Consider the following 16766-nt stretch of genomic DNA (forward strand, 5'->3'; position numbering starts at 1 on the left):
GCTCCGGGAATCGGCATCACAAGAGGGTGGCGGGCGCCGCCTCGTCAGGCGATCCTAAATGGCTCGGAGTGCGCATGAGTCTTCTGTTGGCCGTCGATGTGGGCAACACCAACGTGGTGCTGGGGATCTACGATCTGTCAAAAGGACCGGACTCGCCCCTGGTCTGTTCGTGGCGCCTGGCCACCAGCCGGGAGCGCACGGTGGACGAGTACGGCGTGTCCGCCCTGGCGCTCATGCGCCATCAGGGCATCGAGGCCAGCCAGATCAAGCACGTGGCCATCTCCTGCGTGGTGCCGCCACTGCACCCCATCCTCATGAGCCTGGCCTCGATCTACTTCGGTGTGGAGGCCTTCTATGTCGAGCCCGGCGTCAAGACGGGCGTCAAGGTGCTCATCGACAACCCCGCGGAGCTGGGGGCGGACCGGCTGGTGAACGCGGTGGCCGCCATCGAAGCCTACGGAGCGCCTGTCATCGTCGTGGACTTCGGCACCGCCACCACGTTCGATGTGGTCAACGCCAAGCGGGAGTATCTGGGGGGCCTCATCTGTCCCGGCCTCAAGATCAGCGCGGATGCGCTCTTCCAGCGGGCCAGCCGCCTCCCCCGCGTGGAGGTGGCCGAGCCCGAGCGCCTGGTGGGGCGCAACACCGTGCAGGCCATGCAGGCCGGCATCTTCTACGGCTATGTCGGCATGGTGGACGGCATCCTGGACCGCCTGCTGGCCGAGTGCCCCGAGGCGAAGGTGGTATCCACCGGGGGGCTGGCGAGGGTGATCGGGCCCCACACCCGGGCCATCCGCCTGGAGGCGCCGGACCTCACCCTGGACGGCCTGCGCATCCTCTGGCTCCGCAACCAGGGCAGCCGGAAGTAGCGTGGAGCTCCCCCTGATCCGCCTGGCCGAGGTGGATTCCACCCAGGCCTTCCTGCGCCGGCATCCCCACCTGGGCTTCTGCGCCGTCCTGGCGGACCGCCAACTCCAGGGCCGAGGGCGCCAGGGCAACCGCTGGGAGAGCGCCGCTGGAGCCGGTCTGTGGCTGTCCGCGGCGCTGCCCGCGGCCGCCGGCGTGGCCCCAGGTCTGGTCCTCCAGCGCGCCATGATCGCCGCCGCACAGGTGCTTGATCCGGAAGGGCGAGCTCTGGGGCTGAAGTGGCCCAACGACCTCGTGGCCTGGAAGGCGGGCCGCCTGATGAAAGTGGGGGGCATCCTGGGCGAGCAGGTCGGCCCTCGCCTCATCCTGGGGCTGGGCGTGAACCTCAGCTCGGCCCCCGACCTCCCCGATCGGGCGATCCCTCCGGCATGTCTGGCGGAACTGGGGTTGCCGATCCCAGCGACAACCAATCTTGCCGTCCACATCATCAAGGCATGGAGTTGTTTGACGCAGGATGTTCAACCGCTCTTCCGATGGCCGGAGACTGGTACTTCCCTGCGCTGGGAAGAGGGGCAGGGTACCTGCCTGGACTGGGAACCGGACGGCCGCCTGAAGGTGGCCACGGCGCACGGCGTCCAGCGGCTCAGCGCCGGGGACATCTCCGGGATCGGGCAGGGAGCCTGATCCAGGCTGCTCTCCTCGGCCTTCCTGATCGGGTTTCAAACACCCGAGTCCGAATTGTCCTTGAGCATTGATCCATTCGAGCGCACTGTTTGATGGGTTTTTCCGAATCCACCAAGGAGATGCGCGCGATGAGCGGTTCCCACCAGGATTCCACACCCCTTTCCCCACGCTGGCGCCAGGCGGTCATCCTCGTGATGATCTTCGGCTTCAGCCTGCTGATCTGGGTCACGGCGAAGACTTATGCCGGCGCGCCGCCCATCCCGGCGCGGGTCGTGGGGGAATCGGGCCAGGTCCTCTTCACGGGAGAGGAGATCAAGGACGGCCAGGAGGTCTTCCTGAAGTACGGCCTCATGGAGCACGGCACCCTGTGGGGCCACGGCGCCTACCTGGGGCCGGACTACACCGCGGAGTACCTGCACCGCCAGGCGGAGATCGGTCGGGATGTCCTGGCCCAGGCCCGCTACGGCAAGGCCTTCAAAGAGCTGGACCCGGCCCAGGCGCTGGAGATCGGCGCCCAGCTGGCCTCGCAGACCAAGCAGAACCGCTACGACCCCGGCACGGACACCCTCCGGTTCACGGACCTGGAAGCCGCGGCCTACCGCACCCAGACGACCGAATGGAAAACCTACTTCTCCGGCGACAAGGCAGCCGTGGGCCTCCCCACCAAGTTCATCCAGGACGAGGGGGAACTCAGGAACCTGACGGCCTACTTCGCCTGGGCCACCTGGGCCACCGTGGCGCCGCGCCCCGGGAAGGACTACTCCTACACCAACAACTGGCCCTACGAACCCCTGGTGGGCAACACGCCCACGGCGTCGACCTACCTGTGGAGCGCCATGAGCCTCATCGCGCTGCTGGGCGGCCTGGGCCTCATCCTCTTCATCTTCGGGAAGTTCGACTACCTGGGGTGGGGCGGCGAGGCGGGCTGGAAGCACGCAGAGGAGGGCCGGCTCCACGCTTGGACCCTCACCCCCAGCCAGAAGGCCGTGGGCCTCTTCTTCGCGGTGGTGGCCCTGCTGTTCCTGGGCCAGACGGCCCTGGGCGGGGCCCTGGCACACTACCGCGTCGAGCCCGGGGGCTTCTATGGCTTCGACCTGGCCCGCATCCTGCCTTACAACCTCGCCCGGACCTGGCACCTGCAGCTGGCCATCTTCTGGATCGCCACGGCCTGGGTGGGCGGCGGGCTCTTCCTGGCCCCCCTGGTGGGTGGCGTGGAACCCAAGGGCCAGAAAGCGGGCGTGCTCCTCCTCCTGGGTGCCCTCGCCATCGTGGTCTTCGGCAGCCTGTTCGGCGAGTTCCTGGGAATCAACGGCTATCTGGGCAGCCTCTGGTTCTGGCTGGGCCACCAGGGCAGCGAGTACCTGGATCTGGGACGGTTCTGGCAGATCCTCCTGGCCGTCGGTCTCATCTTCTGGCTCTTTCTCATGTTCCGGGCCCTGCGTCCGGCCATGAAGGGCGGCGAGCAGGGGGAGCTGCCCTCCCTCTTCTTCTACGCGGCCATCGCCATCCCGCTCTTCTACGTGCCGGCCCTGTTCTACGGGCCCCGCACCAACTTTGCCGTCATCGACAACTGGCGCTTCTGGATCATCCACCTGTGGGTGGAGGGCTTCTTCGAGCTCTTCGCCACGGTGCTGGTGGCCGTGATGTTCTACCAGTTGGGCCTCGTCACCGCGAAGTCCGCCACGCGGCTCGTGTACCTCGACGCCATCCTCTACCTGGCTGGCGGCATCATGGGCATCGGCCACCACTGGTACTTCACGGGGCAGGGGACCCTGAACATGGGGCTGGCGGCCAGTTTCTCCGCCCTGGAGGTGGTGCCGCTCACCCTGCTGACGCTGGACGCCTGGGACTTCATCCGCCTGCAGGACAAGGACTGCGAGGACTGCGGGAAGCCCTTGGCGGCGCGGCAGCGCTGGGCCATCAAGTTCCTCATCGCCGTGGGCGTGTGGAACTTCGTCGGGGCGGGCGTCTTCGGGTTCCTCATCAACCTGCCCATCGTGTCCTACTTCGAGATCGGCACGACCCTCACGGCCAACCATGGCCATGCGGCCATGTTCGGCGTCTTCGGCATGCTGGCCCTGGCCGTGCTGGTGTTCTGCCTGCGGGAACTCAAGGGCGACCGCGCCTGGGAACGGGTGGAGAAGGCCATCCGCTTCGGGTTCTGGGGGCTCAACATCGGGCTGGGCCTGATGCTGCTGCTGGATCTGTTCCCCGCCGGCGTCCTCCAGCTGTGGGACGTGCTCTCCAACGGCTACTGGCACGCCCGGCGCCTGTCCTACCTCATGGGCGGTACCTTCCACACGCTGGAGTGGATCCGCATCGTCGCCGACACGATCTTCCTGCTCGCGGGGGCGCTGCCCATCGCCTACGCCACCCTGAAGCTGGTGTTCACCTCTGAACCGCAAGACGCGGCCTGATTCCCAGACCGCCGAGACAAGGAATCCCGATGACCATCACCAACCTGCAAGAAGCCCTTCCCATGCCGGAGTCCCAGCGGGCCACCTTGCCGCTCATTGATGTGGAGCACGGCACCAAGGTCGTCCTGGTGGCCCTGCCCGGAGGCGTCAAGATCGCCCCCCACAAGGCACCCTATACCGCCAGCGCCCAGCTCCTGACCGGCCGCATCGAGGTGCTCAAGGGCGAGACCTGGCTCCCCATGGCCCCCGGGGACCGGGTGATCTTCGACAAGGACCAGCCCCACGCCCTCACCGGGATCGAGTCCTCCTACGTCCTCGTGACCCACATGCGGGGCTAGGGGCGGTGGCAGATCCAGCGCCTGTCCTTCCCACGGTCCTCATCGTCGGCGGCGGATTCGGGGGGCTGAAGGCCGCCCGGATCCTCGCCGAGGCGCCGGTCCGGGTCGTGCTGGTGGACCGCCAGAACCACCATCTGTTCCAGCCCCTCCTCTATCAGGTGGCCTCGGCCACGCTCTCCCCGGCCGACATCGCCGCCCCCATCCGCCACATCCTCCGCGAGCAGGCCAACGCCGAGGTGGTGCTGGGCGAGGTGACCTCCGTGGATCTCGCCGCCCGGCAGGCGCGCCTGGCGGAGGGCGGGACGCTGGCCTACGACTTCCTGATCCTCGCCGCAGGATCCCGCAGTTCCTACTTCGGCCAGGACGCCTGGGCCCGTGTGGCCCCAGGCCTCAAGACCCTGGAGGACGCCCTGGAGATCCGGCGGCGCTTCCTCCTCACCTTCGAGCGGGCGGAGCAGGAGGAAGATGCGGAACTGCGCCGGGAGTGGCTGACCTTCGTCATCGTGGGAGGCGGGCCGACCGGCGTGGAGCTGGCCGGCACCCTGAAGGAGATGGCCCGGCTCACCCTGCCGCGGGAGTTCCGGCGCATCCGCACGGACCGCGCCCGGGTGATCCTGGTGGAAGCCGGGCCGGGCATCCTGGCCAACTTCGGCTCCGGGTTGTCCGAGCAGGCGGTGCAGGGCCTGGAGCGCATCGGCGTCGAGGTCCGGCTCGGGCAGCCCATCACGGGCATCGACGAGCATGCCGTCCAGCTGGGCGGGGAGCGCATCCCCACCCGGACCGTGCTCTGGGCCGCGGGCGTGTCGGCGGTGCCCCTCGGGGCAAGCCTGGGCGTGCCGACTGATCGCATCGGCCGGGTGCTCGTCGAGCCCGACCTCAGCCTCCCCGGCCATCCCGAGGCCTTCGTCGTGGGGGACCTGGCCGCGTTCACGCATGGGTCCGGCGGGCCTCTGCCGGGCGTCGCCCCCGTGGCGATCCAGCAGGGAACCTGCGCCGCGGAGAACCTCCTGGCGACCCTCGCCAACCGGCCCCGGCGGACCTTCCGCTATCGGGACAAGGGCAGCATGGCCACCCTCGGCCGGGGCAAGGCCGTGGCCCACATCGGCCGCCTGAACTTCACCGGCTACCCCGCCTGGCTGGCCTGGTTGTTCGTCCACCTCATGCTGCTCGTGGATTTCCGCAGCCGCGTGTTCGTCCTCTTCGAATGGCTATGGGCCTACCTCACGACCCAGCCCAGGGCGAGGCTGATCGTCGAGAGGAAGAGGCGTGATGGCTAAAGCACGGCCCGGATCTCGGCTTCGCTGAGGATCCGGGGGCTGTTCTTGGCTGCCTGGAGGATGCGTTCGACGCGGTCGGGACTGGTGTCGTACCCATTGAGCTCGAGCCAGTAGATGACGTTGCTGTGGCCTGCCATGGGGCCGATCTCGATTTCCTGGCGCCGGCCCACCAGGGCGGCGGGGACCCCGGAGTAGACCGCGTCAGCCAGGTCCACGTCGCCGCGATGCAGAGCCTTCACGATGGCGGCGGCATGGACGCCCGTGCCGGTGCGGAATGCGTCCCGACCCAGCACCGGATAGTTGGCGGGGATCTCCACGCCGCACAATTCAGCCACGCGTTCCGCCAGGGCCGGGAGGTCGGAGAGGTCGCCCTTGGGGAAACCCATGAGGTGCAGGTTGATCATGAGCTGGTCCAGGGCCACGTTGCCGCAGCGTTCGCCGATGCCCAGGATGGTGCCGTGGAGGCGGTCCGCGCCCGCCTCGAAAGCGGCGATGGCATTGGCCACGCCCAGGCCCCGGTCGTTGTGACCGTGCCAGTCGATGTGCACGGAGCGGTCCTTGACGACCTCGTCCTTGATGAAGCGCACCAACCGCCGCACGCCGTCAGGGGTGGCGTGGCCGCAGGTGTCCGACAGGCAGAGGGACTGGGCCCCTTCATCCAGGGCGGCACTGTAGATGGCTTTGAGCACCTCCGGCCGGGCGCGGGTGGTGTCTTCCGTCACCATCATCAGGGGCACTTCATGGCGGCGGCAGAAGGCCGCGGCCTTGCGTGCCATGTCCACCAGGAAGGCGAGATCCCACCCTTCCACGTCCATGCGGATGGGGCTGGAGCCCAGGAAGGCGCCGGCCTCCAGCGGGAGGCCCACCCGCTGCTGGATCTCGGCCACCTGCGCGAGGTCCACCTCCATGGTCCGGACGGCCACCTGGGGATGGATGGGCAGGCGGTGGTCTCGGATCTCCACCATGAGGGCCCGCACGGCCGCCAGGGCCTTGGGGCCCGCGCCGGGCATGCCCAGATCCACGGCATCCACGCCCAGGCGGGCCAGGAGGTGGATGAGGTCGCGCTTGGCGGCGATGTCCGGATCGCGAACGGAAGGACTCTGGAGGCCGTCGCGCAGGGTCTCGTCGAGGAGTATCGGGATGCGGCCTTCCGCCAGGGGGCCGTTCCAGTCGTTGATCAGCTCATCGAGTGTCATGGAGGAATCAGACTACGGTGACTTCGATCCTACGGTCCAGCAGGGTGCCCAGGAGGACGGCCTTCTCGCGGAAGGCCTCCATCTCTGGTTCCACATCCCCGGTGGCCTCCAGGCGCACCCGCAGGGTCTCCTCATCGATGTCCACCGATAGGTCACGCACCGTCTGGCGGCGCCTGCGGTCCAGGGCATCAGCCCCCCGCACCAGGGCCGCCAGCTTGCGGACCACCTGCCGGTGCCAGGGTGCCAGGGCCCGGAAGGCCTCATGTTTCGCGTGGTGGGGCGGCTTGCCCCGGTGGAAGCGCACCACCTGGGCGAGCACATCCACCTCCTCGGGCCAGAAGCCGGGCAGGGCGGCATTCCGCAACAGATACTCGCCATGCTTGTGGTGGTCCTTCTCGGAAACCGAGAATCCGATGTCGTGGACCCTAGCCGCGAAGGCCAGCCACTGGCGCTCGGTATCCCCCAGCTCGAAGTGGGGCTGGAGGGCGAGGAAGAGCTGGTCCGCCAGCCGGGCCACATGGCGGCTGTGGCCGGGGTCGGGATCCAGGCGCGCCGCCAGCTGCTCGATGGAGGCCCGCCGGCGGTCCGCCAGCGGCGGGATCGCGGCGCCGCCGTGCTTCAGGGCCTCCCAGATCATGCCTTCGCGCAGGCCCACGGGCAGGTGGCGCAGGGGCGGGGTGCCCAGCCACTCCATCAGGGACAGGGCCCAGATGGCACCCACATGCAGCACCTCCGCGCGCTTGGGGTCGACACCCAGGCGCTCGGTCCGCTGCTGGGCATCTGTCCGCCAGAGTTTCAGGGTGTAGGCCCGGAGCTGCTCCACGGTGAAGCCCCGGCCGTCATCCGAGCCCTTCGCCAGGTCCTCCAGCGTGCCCGATGTCCCCAGAAGGAGCGTGGGTTCCGGCAACTCCGTGGGCAGGTCCTTGCGGGCTTTCTTCAGGATGCGGCGGATCATCTTCCGCAGCCGCTTGAGGTCGGGGGCCGTGGGCGGGTCCGCCGTCTGGGCCGCATCCGCCAGCCGCTGGAGGCCCCGGGGCAGGGAGATGCTGGCCGCCACCCGGCCTCCGGCCACCCAGGTCAGCTCGGTGCTGCCGCCGCCGATGTCCACCAGGGTGACGGGCTCCGGAGGGAAGGGGATGGCGTGGGAGACGGCCTGGTAGATGAGTCGGGCCTCCTCCTCGCCCGAGATCACCTGGATGGCGATGCCCAGTGCTTCGGCCTCCATGACGAAGGCCTGGGCGTTCTTCGCATCCCGCAGGGCCGCCGTGCCGCAAGCCATGACGGTCTCGCACTCGAAGCCCTGGATGACCTTCGCCATCTGGCTGAGGGCATCCAGGCCAGCCTGGAACGCCTCGGGGCCGATTTCGCCGGAGCTCGCCTCGCCGCGGGCCAGGCGCACCATGGCCTTCTCCCGGGCCAGAACCTGCTGCCCGCCCATGGGATCCGCTTCCACCACCACCAGGTGGATGGAATTCGATCCAACGTCCACGGCCGCAATCCGCATGGGTCGATTGTGGCGAGTGCCGCCGACCTGGCCAGAAGATTCTTGGCGGGCCGGGGTTCTCCGGAGCACGGATGAGGCCCGATGGACCTGCGGGGCTGCGAGGCGGGCTCCTTTGTGGTTCAATCAATACCTGTTCATCCACAAAACAGGGGGCGTCGCATGATCCACCGCTGGTGCATCGGATTGATCCTTGGAGTCGCTTTGGCCGCCGGCCAGCCGGACCCGGCGCGGGCCCAGGCCTGGGTCCTGGCGCTCGATACTCGCGGGGCCCTAGTGGGGGACCTCCGGGCCGAGGACTTCAAGGTCCAGGTCGATGGGAAGGTCCGTGCGGTGGTCCAGGTGAAGACTCCCGCTCAGACCGCCGATGCCCCGCAGTCCTGGGTGCTCGTGTTCGAGCCCATCCGGGACACGAACCTCCGGGCCATGGCCTTCCTGGCTGCGGCAGACTTCCTGACCAAAGTGCCCGGCGGGGACCGGGTACTCATTGTGGCCCGCGGGAAGGATGCCCTGGAGTCCCTGATGCCCGGCTTTTCGGTCCGGCGGGCGCTGTGGGCCGAGGCCCTGGCCAAGGTTCCGGACCTGCTGCCCGAGAGCCTGACCGGATCGTCCAGAGAGCGTCTCCAGGGCCAGGGTTTTCAGAGGGACTTTACGGATGCCTCCGATGGCGAGGCTGGCCAGGACACCCTGAATGCCATGCTGGCCCGGTTCAAGGTGGCGGCGCCTGGCTGGGCCAGGGGCACGACGGACCAGCGCGGCATCAATGTCCTGGACCGGCTGAATTTCAGCAGCCAGTCATTCATCACTGGCATGTTGACCACCATCGGGCGGGAGTCCCAGGCCCTGGAATCCATCCTCGAGGCCATCGCTGCGGTGCCGGGCCAGAAGCATGTCGTCGTCTTCTCGCGCTGTGAGGCGGATGACATGGCCCATCCGACCGTGAAACGGGCCGCGGGCCAGAACTTCAAGCGCGAACGGGGGGATGCGGGGGGACCTGCGGAGACCGCCTCTCTGGCCACTCGGGACATGGCCCTCTTCCAGGCCTCGCTCAAGGCGAAGGCCGCTGCCACCGGCGTCACCCTCTACTCCGTGGCTGGAGCCGGGCAGAACGTCACGGGTCATGTGGGCGCCATCGCACCCGCCACCGGAGGCTTCGCCTTTCCGCTGAAGGTCGGGCTCGAGGCCCGGTTTGGACAGAGCATTCAGGCCTTCGGTTCCCGCTACCTGGTGCAGTGGTCGGAGGGTTCCCCTTCCGCTAGACCGCTGCCCCTTGAGGTCAGCACCGCCCGAAAAGGCGTGACCCTGTACGCTCCATCCGTCCGGTAGGGGGCCGCGTCCAAAAGTACGAATCGATTCGTTGACAAATTACGAATCGGTTCGTATGTTGTCTCCAGATCCCCTGGAGGCTCCATGTCCACCGCGCCCATCCGCCCTTCCGATGGCGAGCTCGCCATCCTGCGGGTCCTCTGGTCGCGGGGCTCCTCGACGGTTCGGGATGTGCACACCGAGCTGTCGAAGGACCGGGACATGGGCTACACCACCGTGCTGAAGCTCATGCAAATCATGGTGGAGAAGGGCCTGGTGGCGCGGGACGAACGCGCGCGTTCCCACACCTACCAGGCCCTCCAGGGGGAGGCCGAAACCCAGCGCTGCCTGCTGAAGGAACTTCTGCAGAAGGCCTTCGCAGGCAACCGTCGGGACCTTGTCCTCCAGGCTCTGGAAGCCGAGCCTGCCTCGGCGGAGGAACTGGAGGACATCCGCAAGCTGCTGAATGAAGCCAAGGGCAGGGCCCGATGAGCGACCTGGCCTCCCTCCCGCTGCTTCGGACCATCGGCTGGGCCCTGCTCCACAGCCTCTGGCAGGGCGCGCTGCTGGCCCTGCTGGCGGCGGTCGCGCTCTGGCTGGCGCGCCGTCGTTCTGCGGAACTCCGCTATGCCATCGCGTTCGCCACCCTCGGCCTGCTGGTCCTCGCCTTCGCGGGAACCCTGGCCTGGATCTCGATCGGCGGGGACCCGCTGGCCGCGGCCGATGCGGTCTTGATCACCCCCGTCGGCGAGGGGGGCGGCCTGGTGGGATGGCCATTCCGGCTGCACGCCGCGCTCGCTCCCTGGATCCCCTGGCTGTTCCTCGCCTGGATCCTGGGCTTCAGCCTCCGGCTCGTGCAGGTGGGACATGCCATGGCTTGGCTCTACGGGTCCTGCCTCCGCAACCTCCGGCCGCCGCCGGCCGAATGGCTGACGCGGTTCGAGGCCCTGAGGGTCCGCGCCCGTGTTCAGCTTCCGGTCCGCCTTGGGTTGTCCGATCGGGTGGACTCGCTCGTGGTCCTGGGCTGGCTGAAACCCGTGGTGCTCATTCCGGCCGCGGCCCTGCTGGCCCTGTCTCCCGAAGCTCTGGAAGCCCTCCTGGCCCATGAACTGGCCCACGTCCGACGGGGCGACTTCCTCGCGAACCTCGTCCAGACCCTCGCGGAGGCCCTGCTGTTCTATCACCCCGCCGTCTGGTGGCTCTCCCGGCGCATTCGCCAGGAGCGTGAGCACTGCTGTGATGACGCCGCCGTGAACACCTGCGGTGACCCGATCCTCTACGCCTCCGCCCTCCTCGGGTTGGAGGAACTCCGAACCCCATCGAACCTGATTCCCGATCTGGCCCCCGCGGCCAGTGGAGGTCATCTCATGCTCCGCATTCAGCGCCTGCTGCGCCCCCATCCCACCCATGTGGCGGCTTCACCTGCCGCCGCACTGCTCCCCGTCCTTTTGCTGGCGGGGGTCCTCGGCCTCACCACGCTGTCCGCCACCGGCACCCCGAAGCCCGCAACGATGGCTTCGGAGCCCGTGGAGATGGATTTCAAGCAGATCCGTGTCAAGCATCAGCCCGAGGCACCGGTCTATCCTCCCGAGGCCAAGGCCGCGCGCATCCAGGGCACGGTGGTGGTGGTCCTGGTCATCGACACCAAAGGCAAGGTCACCAGCGCCAAGGCCATCTCCGGCCCGCCCGAACTGCACGCCTGCGCCGTCGACTATGCGGAGGCCTGGGAGTTCGAACCCGCCAAAGTCAAGGGCAAGGCCGTGCCCGCCAGGTTCAAGCTCACCATGCCGTTCCGCCTGAGATGAGGCTTTCCACTCTGACGAAGAAGGGGCCGGCCGGCCCCTTCTTCGTCGGGAGAAAGGCCTGCGGCAGCTTGACCTCTGGTAACCGTTGCGTGAAGTCCGAGGGCCCGGCCATGCTCGATCCCACATTCCGAGGTGATCAAATGGCTTTGACGGTGGATGGCATCTTTACGCTCATGCCTGAACTCTTCCTGCCCGAAAAGGCACAGGGTCTCACGGTCTCCGTCTACTACCAGGTGACGGGCGAGGGCGGTGGCGACTACACCTGCCTGATCGAGAACGGCGCGTTCTCCCTGAAGCGGGAAGCCAAGCCCGACGCCACCTCCGTGGTGGTCATCGCAGCCGAGGACTGGATCGCCCTGAACGAAGGGAAGCTCGATCCCATGCAGGCCTTCATGACCGGCAAGCTCAAGGGCACCGGCGACCTGGGTCTGCTCCAGAAATTCCCGAAGTTCTTCAAGAAGCCGCAGAAGGAAAGCGGGCCGGTGAGGCCCCTGAAGGACCTGGTGCCGGCGCGGCTCGCGCTGGCCGGGGCCGGCATCAAGGTGACCGTGGGCGGTGACACCTGGGGCGACGGCGCCGAGGTGGCCGGCGACGAAGCAGCCATGCGCGCCCTGGTCTGCGGCCTTTCCGATCCCGGACCGGCCCTCCTGGGCGGCCAGCTCCGCTTCTCCGGCGACATGGCCGTCCTCCGCAAGGCCTGGAAGACCTGGTCGCAGGAGCCTGAGATCACCTTTCCGGACACGCCCGGTGGCAAGGCCCTGGCCTCGCTCCGCAAGCGCTACAAGGGCGGCGCCACCGGCACCATGGAGGTGAAGGTGGACGGCGTGCCCTACCGCCTCGATTTCAGCCCCGAGGGGCTGTCCGTGCGGCCCGGCGAGGTGGAGGGCGGGGCGGCCCTGGGCATCTCCGATGCGGATTTCGCGGCCCTCAACGTCGGCAAGCTGAACCTGGTGGCGGCCCTGCTGGGTGGCGCCATCACGGTGAAGGGGGATGTGAGCGAGGTGGCGTCCTACACGGCCCATTTCGAGGCGGCCGTGAACCCGGCGGAAGCCCTCCTGGAATCCATGCCTGAGCGTTTCAACGCCGAAAAAGCCGGAGATCTTGAAGCGGCCGTGGGTTACCAGATTGATGACCTGGGCTACACGCTGTTCGTCCGGAATGGCGCCTGCATGGTGTTCCCCCGGCTGATGAAACCCTGTGATACGCTCCTGAAAGCCAAGGCCGACGACTTCATTGCCATGAGCACCGGAACGCTGAACGCCCAGGAGGCTTTCATGACCGGCAAGATCCAGATCGAGGGCGACCCTCTGCTCATGCAGAAGGTTGCGAAGAGCTTCAAGCGTCCGGAAGCCTGAGCCTGCCATGACCCCCGCCGCCCCTTCCCGCAAGAAGTCCCTGGCTCCGAAGCCCGGGAAGGCGGCTGCGGGCACCATCCGTGTGGCCAAAGTCATCGTGCCGATGATCACCAAGCCCGGGGCCAAGGCTCCGCTCGAGCCCGAGGAGGATCTCGCGCCGGGCCCGCCCTGCGAGGGGCGCTGCGGGCACTGCCATCACCACCCCTGCCGCCTGCACGGCGGGATCTGATCAGGCTCCTTCCCACAGCTCCCGCAGCCGCTGGTAGCCGGCCCGGCTGACAGGCAGGCGCGTGCCATCGCGCAGGATGGCGTCGCGGTGCTCCTTGGTGTCCTGCTCCACCCGCACGAGGCGGTCGAGGTTCAGGAGGTAGCTCCGGTGGATGCGGATGAAGCGGGCCGGGTCAAGCTGACCCTCCAGGCTGGCCAGGGTCTGCTGCTTCAGGAGGTTCTTCCCCTCGGTGCGCAGCAGCACGTAGTCGTCCTGGGCCTGCACCCAGTCCAGGCGCTCCAGGTGGATCACGGTCACCTTGGGGCCGTCCTTCACCACGATGCGCTCGAGGGGCCGGCCCTGCCGGGCGGCGGCGGCCAGTTCCGCGGCGGGGGGCGGCGCGGGCTGGGCGGCGTGCAGGGCACGCGCCTTGGCCAGGGCCGCGTCGAAGCGCTCCTTCGAGAAGGGCTTCAGCAGGTAGTCCACCGCGTGCGCTTCGAAGGCCCGCAGGGCGTGCTGGTCGTAGGCGGTGACGAAGACTACGGCGGGACGCTTCCCCTCCGCTTCCAGCAGCTCCAGCACCTCGAAGCCATCGAGCTTGGGCATCTGGATGTCCAGGAAGATGAGATCGGGCTGGTACTGGGCCGCGGCCTTCAGGGCCTCGAAGCCGTTGGCACACTCGGCCGCGACTTCCACGTCCGGATGGGCCGCCAGATGTTCCCGCACCACGGCACGGGCCAGGTCTTCGTCATCGATGATCAGGGCTTTCATGGTTCTGTCTCCAAGGGGAAGACCAGGGTCACGCGGTGGACGTCCTGCTGCACGCCCGCCTCGAAGCGGGCCCGGCTGCCGAACCGTCCGAGCAGCCGCTGGCGGACCTGGCGCAGGCCGAGGCCCAGGCCCTGGGGGGCCGGCGCCTCGAGATCCGCGGGGTTCTCCACCCGCAGGGTCACGTGGCCTTCCACGATGTCCGCCGCGACCAGGAGGGTGCCGCCATCGGGCAGGGCAGCGATGCCGTGCTTGATGGCGTTCTCCACCAGGGGTTGCAGCAGCAGGGTAGGCAGGAGGGCTGGTTCGGCCGCGGGATCGATGCGCCAATCCAGCTTCAACCGGGCCCCGAAGCGGATCTGCTCGATGGCCAGATAGGCCCGGGCCAGGTCCAGTTCCTCCCGCAGCGCCACCAGGCGGCGCTCCCCCAGGCCCAGGCTGCGGCGGAGGAAGTCGGAAAGCAGCACGCACATCTCCCGGGCCCGGGCGGGATCCACGGCCGTGAGCGCCGACAGTGAGTTCAGGCTGTTGAACAGGAAGTGGGGGTTGAGCTGGGCGCGCAGGGCCTTCAGCTCGGATTCCTGGGCCAGGAGCTGCAACTCGGCCCCCCGGCGTTCAGCCTCCAGGGCCCGGTCCTGGGCCAGCATGAGGTAGCTGAGGGCCACCGAGGCCAAGTAGAGCAGGATGCCCACACCCGTGAGCACCGGCAGGGCGAGGTCCACCCGCTGGGGGAGCGCGCCCAACCCCGGGATCCAGGCCAGGATCCGGGCCAGCAGCCAGGCCAGCCCGGCCCAGATGCCGCCCATGAGCACCGCCGCCAGGCCCCAGGCTGCCCCGTGCGAGCCGAGGGCCTCCACCTGGCGACCCAAGGGCAGCGCCCGGCAAAGGAACCAGGCGGACAGGAACAGGAAGGCCGCCACCAGGCAGAGGGGTACGGCGAGCATGCTGGCTTCGACCCAGCTCCAGCCCTGGCTCCGGGCGATGCCCGTCAGCAGCAGGGCGATGGGGGCCCACCCCAGAAGGTAGGCCCCCAGACGCGCACGGCTGGCCAGCAGAGGATGCATCAGCTCTTGACCTCGGTGCCGCCGAAGAGGATGAGCCCGGTGATCACCAGGCGGGGCCGGCTGTCCGGAGATGCCGGCCCGTGGTGCGTGCCGTCGTTGAGGGCCCCGGCGATGGCGGTGGCGCGGTTGGAGATCTCCCAGCCTTCGGGCACCCGGATCTCGCCGCCGCCGAACAGCACGAACACATCGATGCGGGCCTGGCCGTTTTCGAGCACCGCCTGGCGCAGGTCCACTTCGTAGCCGCCGAAGATGGCCGTCAGTTCGCCGCCCTTGAAGGCCTGGGTGGAGATCCGCCGCTTGAAGCCGCCAAAGATGGCCGTGCCCTGGAGGAAATCCTCGGAGCGCGCCAGCTCCGGGGGCACGCCCCGGGTCTGCTTGAGCGCCTTGATCACGATGAGGATGCCCACGGCCACCACCAGCATGGGTCCCAGGGCGTCGGCCAAGTGGCCATGGCCGAAGGTGAAGAGCAGCAGGAAGGCCCCGCCCAGCACCAGGAACCAGCCGCCCAGGTTGCTACCGCCCCGGTCCTGACGGATCTTCGCCACGCCCATGGCCACGAGGACCAGGGGCCAGAGCTTGAAGATGGTGTGGGCTTCGATGAGCCCGAGGTTATCCAGGGTGAGCACCAGGCCCGCCACGATGATGGCCACGCCCACCACCAGCTTGGGGCTGAAGGGGCTTGGGGCCTTGGTGTCGTCGGGGGCGGTCATGGCTTCACCTGGGCGGAGTCGTGTTCAGGATCACAGGAAACCCCGGGCTCTGGCGATGGGGGTTGCGACCGGTTCCGGCGAGGCCTCCGAGGTTGGGGGAAGATGGCCCGTAGAGCCACGACCACACCGCCCCAGATCAGGAGGACCGGCCACCAGCGCTCCAGCAGGCCCCAGGGCCCGAACTGGGAGATGAACCCCGCCACGGCGAAGCCCAGCCAGATGTGGCCGCGCAGGCTGAGAGGGCCATCCTGGACCAGCCGCGCAAGCCCGAAGGCGGCCAGGGCCACCGGCCACCAGGCCAGCAGGTGCCAGGCATCGTACCAGTGCAGGCTGTCCAACAGGAGGATGAGGCCGGTGGCGATGACCACCAGGCCGAGAACCAGCTTGACCGAAAAGACCGGGGGGCGTTCCTGGGGGCTCATGGGCGGTATTCCTTTCTTCCTGAACCGAAGGGGACGGCGAAGGCCAGGGAGGGGAGCCACAGCGCCAGCCACCACCAGGGGCTGTCGAGGAACCACCCTGCGTGGACCATGTCCGCCTCCTTCCGCATGACCAGGCTACGGGCGTCCTGACAGGCATACGGGCGAGGATCGGCGAATGGAGGGCAGGGACCGGCGAGCGGTCAGTCCCAGGCGATGCTGCCGCCGCGGCTGCGTTCCTGCCAGGCGTGGTCGAGGGTGGGGCACTGTTCCGGAGGGCACTCGAAGCGCAGGGTGGCCCATTCACCCTCGAAGGCCTGTTCCACCAGGGCCGCATCCGGGAAGGCCCCCAGCAGGGCGAAGGGCAGGTGGGCCAGGGCCGCAGGCACCCGGATCACACCTGTGCGGAGCACCTTCACCTCCTCCCAGAGGCCCCGGCCATCGGCCTCGGCCAAGGCGCCCTGCACCCCCTCGGTGTAGGCCCGCACCAAGCCGCCGGTGCCGAGTTTCGTGCCTCCGTACCACCGGATGCAGATGGCGATGAGGTCCGTGGCCCCGGCCCCCTCCAGTACCGCCAGCATCGGCCGTCCGGCGGTACCGGAGGGTTCGCCGTCATCGTCGGCGCCGGAAGCCGTGACTGGAACGCCCTCGCGCCAGGCACTGCAGTGGTGGGTGGCATCGAAGTCCCGCTTGCGGAGCGAGGCCAGCACGGCCGCCCGCTCGGCCCCATCCCGGGCCGGGTGCAGTTCCGTGAGGAAGACGGAGGCCTTCTCGCGGAAACGGTGGCTCACGACCTCTTTCAACCGACGCATGGATCCAGCATGGATGCGGCTGTGACGGGAATCAACAAGT

The 16766-nt window shown here is 68.5% G+C and carries 17 protein-coding genes; 10 read left to right on the top strand and 7 right to left on the bottom strand.

Going from position 1 to position 16766, the window contains the following annotated elements; all coding sequences use genetic code 11:
• Positions 1–74 precede the first annotated feature (74 nt).
• From MLE43_RS01800 to MLE43_RS01820, 5 genes are all read left to right on the top strand, one after another.
• Positions 75–869 (top strand): type III pantothenate kinase, encoded by a 795-nt coding sequence (locus tag MLE43_RS01800; RefSeq protein WP_243301117.1) that lies wholly within the window; start codon positions 75–77, stop codon positions 867–869.
• Between the two features lies 1 nt (position 870).
• Complete coding sequence (locus MLE43_RS01805; protein ID WP_243301119.1) at positions 871–1551, top strand: biotin--[acetyl-CoA-carboxylase] ligase; 681 nt, start codon at positions 871–873, stop codon at positions 1549–1551.
• 128 nt (positions 1552–1679) lie between these two features.
• Complete coding sequence (locus MLE43_RS01810) at positions 1680–3968, top strand: nitric-oxide reductase large subunit (protein ID WP_243301122.1); 2289 nt, start codon at positions 1680–1682, stop codon at positions 3966–3968.
• 29 nt (positions 3969–3997) lie between these two features.
• On the top strand, positions 3998–4306 hold the full coding sequence (locus MLE43_RS01815; protein ID WP_243301124.1) for a cupin domain-containing protein: 309 nt from the start codon (positions 3998–4000) through the stop codon (positions 4304–4306).
• 5 nt (positions 4307–4311) lie between these two features.
• Positions 4312–5583, top strand: a complete 1272-nt coding sequence (locus tag MLE43_RS01820) for an NAD(P)/FAD-dependent oxidoreductase (protein ID WP_243301125.1) — start codon at positions 4312–4314, stop codon at positions 5581–5583.
• On the opposite strand, the gene MLE43_RS01825 is transcribed toward MLE43_RS01820, so the two are convergent.
• Both MLE43_RS01825 and MLE43_RS01830 read right to left on the bottom strand, forming a co-directional pair.
• Positions 5580–6779, bottom strand: coding sequence for a LeuA family protein (locus MLE43_RS01825; protein WP_243301126.1), 1200 nt, complete (start codon positions 6777–6779; stop codon positions 5580–5582). The genes MLE43_RS01820 and MLE43_RS01825 overlap by 4 nt on opposite strands.
• A 7-nt stretch (positions 6780–6786) precedes the next feature.
• Positions 6787–8268, bottom strand: a complete 1482-nt coding sequence (locus MLE43_RS01830; RefSeq protein WP_243301128.1) for a Ppx/GppA phosphatase family protein — start codon at positions 8266–8268, stop codon at positions 6787–6789.
• 174 nt (positions 8269–8442) lie between these two features.
• Here MLE43_RS01830 and MLE43_RS01835 point away from each other — a divergent pair, with 174 nt between their 5' ends.
• The 5 genes from MLE43_RS01835 (at position 8443) to MLE43_RS01855 (ending at position 12974) form a co-directional block, all read left to right on the top strand.
• On the top strand, positions 8443–9606 hold the full coding sequence (locus MLE43_RS01835) for a vWA domain-containing protein (RefSeq protein WP_243301130.1): 1164 nt from the start codon (positions 8443–8445) through the stop codon (positions 9604–9606).
• An 84-nt stretch (positions 9607–9690) separates the two neighbouring features.
• Entirely contained in the window at positions 9691–10077 is a 387-nt protein-coding gene (locus MLE43_RS01840; RefSeq protein ID WP_243301132.1) for a BlaI/MecI/CopY family transcriptional regulator, read from the top strand.
• Positions 10074–11390 (top strand): M56 family metallopeptidase, encoded by a 1317-nt coding sequence (locus tag MLE43_RS01845; protein WP_243301135.1) that lies wholly within the window; start codon positions 10074–10076, stop codon positions 11388–11390. The genes MLE43_RS01840 and MLE43_RS01845 overlap by 4 nt, the downstream gene beginning before the upstream one ends.
• 173 nt (positions 11391–11563) lie before the next feature.
• Entirely contained in the window at positions 11564–12745 is a 1182-nt protein-coding gene (locus tag MLE43_RS01850; RefSeq protein ID WP_243301136.1) for an SCP2 sterol-binding domain-containing protein, read from the top strand.
• 7 nt (positions 12746–12752) lie between these two features.
• Positions 12753–12974, top strand: coding sequence for a hypothetical protein (locus MLE43_RS01855; RefSeq protein WP_243301137.1), 222 nt, complete (start codon positions 12753–12755; stop codon positions 12972–12974).
• Here MLE43_RS01855 and MLE43_RS01860 read toward each other — a convergent pair whose 3' ends face one another.
• The 5 genes from MLE43_RS01860 to MLE43_RS01880 form a co-directional block, all read right to left on the bottom strand.
• On the bottom strand, positions 12975–13724 hold the full coding sequence (locus MLE43_RS01860; protein ID WP_243301139.1) for a LytR/AlgR family response regulator transcription factor: 750 nt from the start codon (positions 13722–13724) through the stop codon (positions 12975–12977).
• Entirely contained in the window at positions 13721–14785 is a 1065-nt protein-coding gene (locus MLE43_RS01865) for a sensor histidine kinase (protein WP_243301141.1), read from the bottom strand. Before MLE43_RS01865 ends, MLE43_RS01860 begins: the two co-directional genes overlap by 4 nt.
• Positions 14785–15495, bottom strand: coding sequence for a LiaF transmembrane domain-containing protein (locus MLE43_RS01870; protein ID WP_243301143.1), 711 nt, complete (start codon positions 15493–15495; stop codon positions 14785–14787). Before MLE43_RS01870 ends, MLE43_RS01865 begins: the two co-directional genes overlap by 1 nt.
• Positions 15492–15917, bottom strand: a complete 426-nt coding sequence (locus MLE43_RS01875) for a LiaF transmembrane domain-containing protein (RefSeq protein WP_243301145.1) — start codon at positions 15915–15917, stop codon at positions 15492–15494. Before MLE43_RS01875 ends, MLE43_RS01870 begins: the two co-directional genes overlap by 4 nt.
• Before the next feature lie 200 nt (positions 15918–16117).
• The gene (locus tag MLE43_RS01880) at positions 16118–16726 is read right to left on the bottom strand and encodes a YigZ family protein (protein ID WP_243301147.1); all 609 of its coding nucleotides are present in this window, start codon (positions 16724–16726) and stop codon (positions 16118–16120) included.
• Positions 16727–16766: the final 40 nt, after the last annotated feature.

Origin of the sequence: Geothrix oryzisoli (genome assembly GCF_022808865.1) — a bacterium.
Taxonomy (GTDB): Bacteria; Acidobacteriota; Holophagae; order Holophagales; family Holophagaceae; genus Geothrix; species Geothrix oryzisoli.

Bases quoted from the DNA above. Each gene is read 5' to 3' on its own strand.
- MLE43_RS01800 (WP_243301117.1), top strand. From the start codon at position 75: ATGAGTCTTCTGTTGGCCGTCGATGTGGGCAACACCAACGTGGTGCTG.
- MLE43_RS01810 (WP_243301122.1), top strand. From the start codon at position 1,680: ATGAGCGGTTCCCACCAGGATTCCACACCCCTTTCCCCACGCTGGCGC.
- MLE43_RS01815 (WP_243301124.1), top strand. From the start codon at position 3,998: ATGACCATCACCAACCTGCAAGAAGCCCTTCCCATGCCGGAGTCCCAG.
- MLE43_RS01825 (WP_243301126.1), bottom strand. From the start codon at position 6,779: ATGACACTCGATGAGCTGATCAACGACTGGAACGGCCCCCTGGCGGAA.
- MLE43_RS01835 (WP_243301130.1), top strand. From the start codon at position 8,443: ATGATCCACCGCTGGTGCATCGGATTGATCCTTGGAGTCGCTTTGGCC.
- MLE43_RS01840 (WP_243301132.1), top strand. From the start codon at position 9,691: ATGTCCACCGCGCCCATCCGCCCTTCCGATGGCGAGCTCGCCATCCTG.
- MLE43_RS01845 (WP_243301135.1), top strand. From the start codon at position 10,074: ATGAGCGACCTGGCCTCCCTCCCGCTGCTTCGGACCATCGGCTGGGCC.
- MLE43_RS01850 (WP_243301136.1), top strand. From the start codon at position 11,564: ATGCCTGAACTCTTCCTGCCCGAAAAGGCACAGGGTCTCACGGTCTCC.
- MLE43_RS01855 (WP_243301137.1), top strand. From the start codon at position 12,753: ATGACCCCCGCCGCCCCTTCCCGCAAGAAGTCCCTGGCTCCGAAGCCC.
- MLE43_RS01860 (WP_243301139.1), bottom strand. From the start codon at position 13,724: ATGAAAGCCCTGATCATCGATGACGAAGACCTGGCCCGTGCCGTGGTG.
- MLE43_RS01865 (WP_243301141.1), bottom strand. From the start codon at position 14,785: ATGCATCCTCTGCTGGCCAGCCGTGCGCGTCTGGGGGCCTACCTTCTG.
- MLE43_RS01870 (WP_243301143.1), bottom strand. From the start codon at position 15,495: ATGACCGCCCCCGACGACACCAAGGCCCCAAGCCCCTTCAGCCCCAAG.
- MLE43_RS01875 (WP_243301145.1), bottom strand. From the start codon at position 15,917: ATGAGCCCCCAGGAACGCCCCCCGGTCTTTTCGGTCAAGCTGGTTCTC.
- MLE43_RS01880 (WP_243301147.1), bottom strand. From the start codon at position 16,726: ATGCGTCGGTTGAAAGAGGTCGTGAGCCACCGTTTCCGCGAGAAGGCC.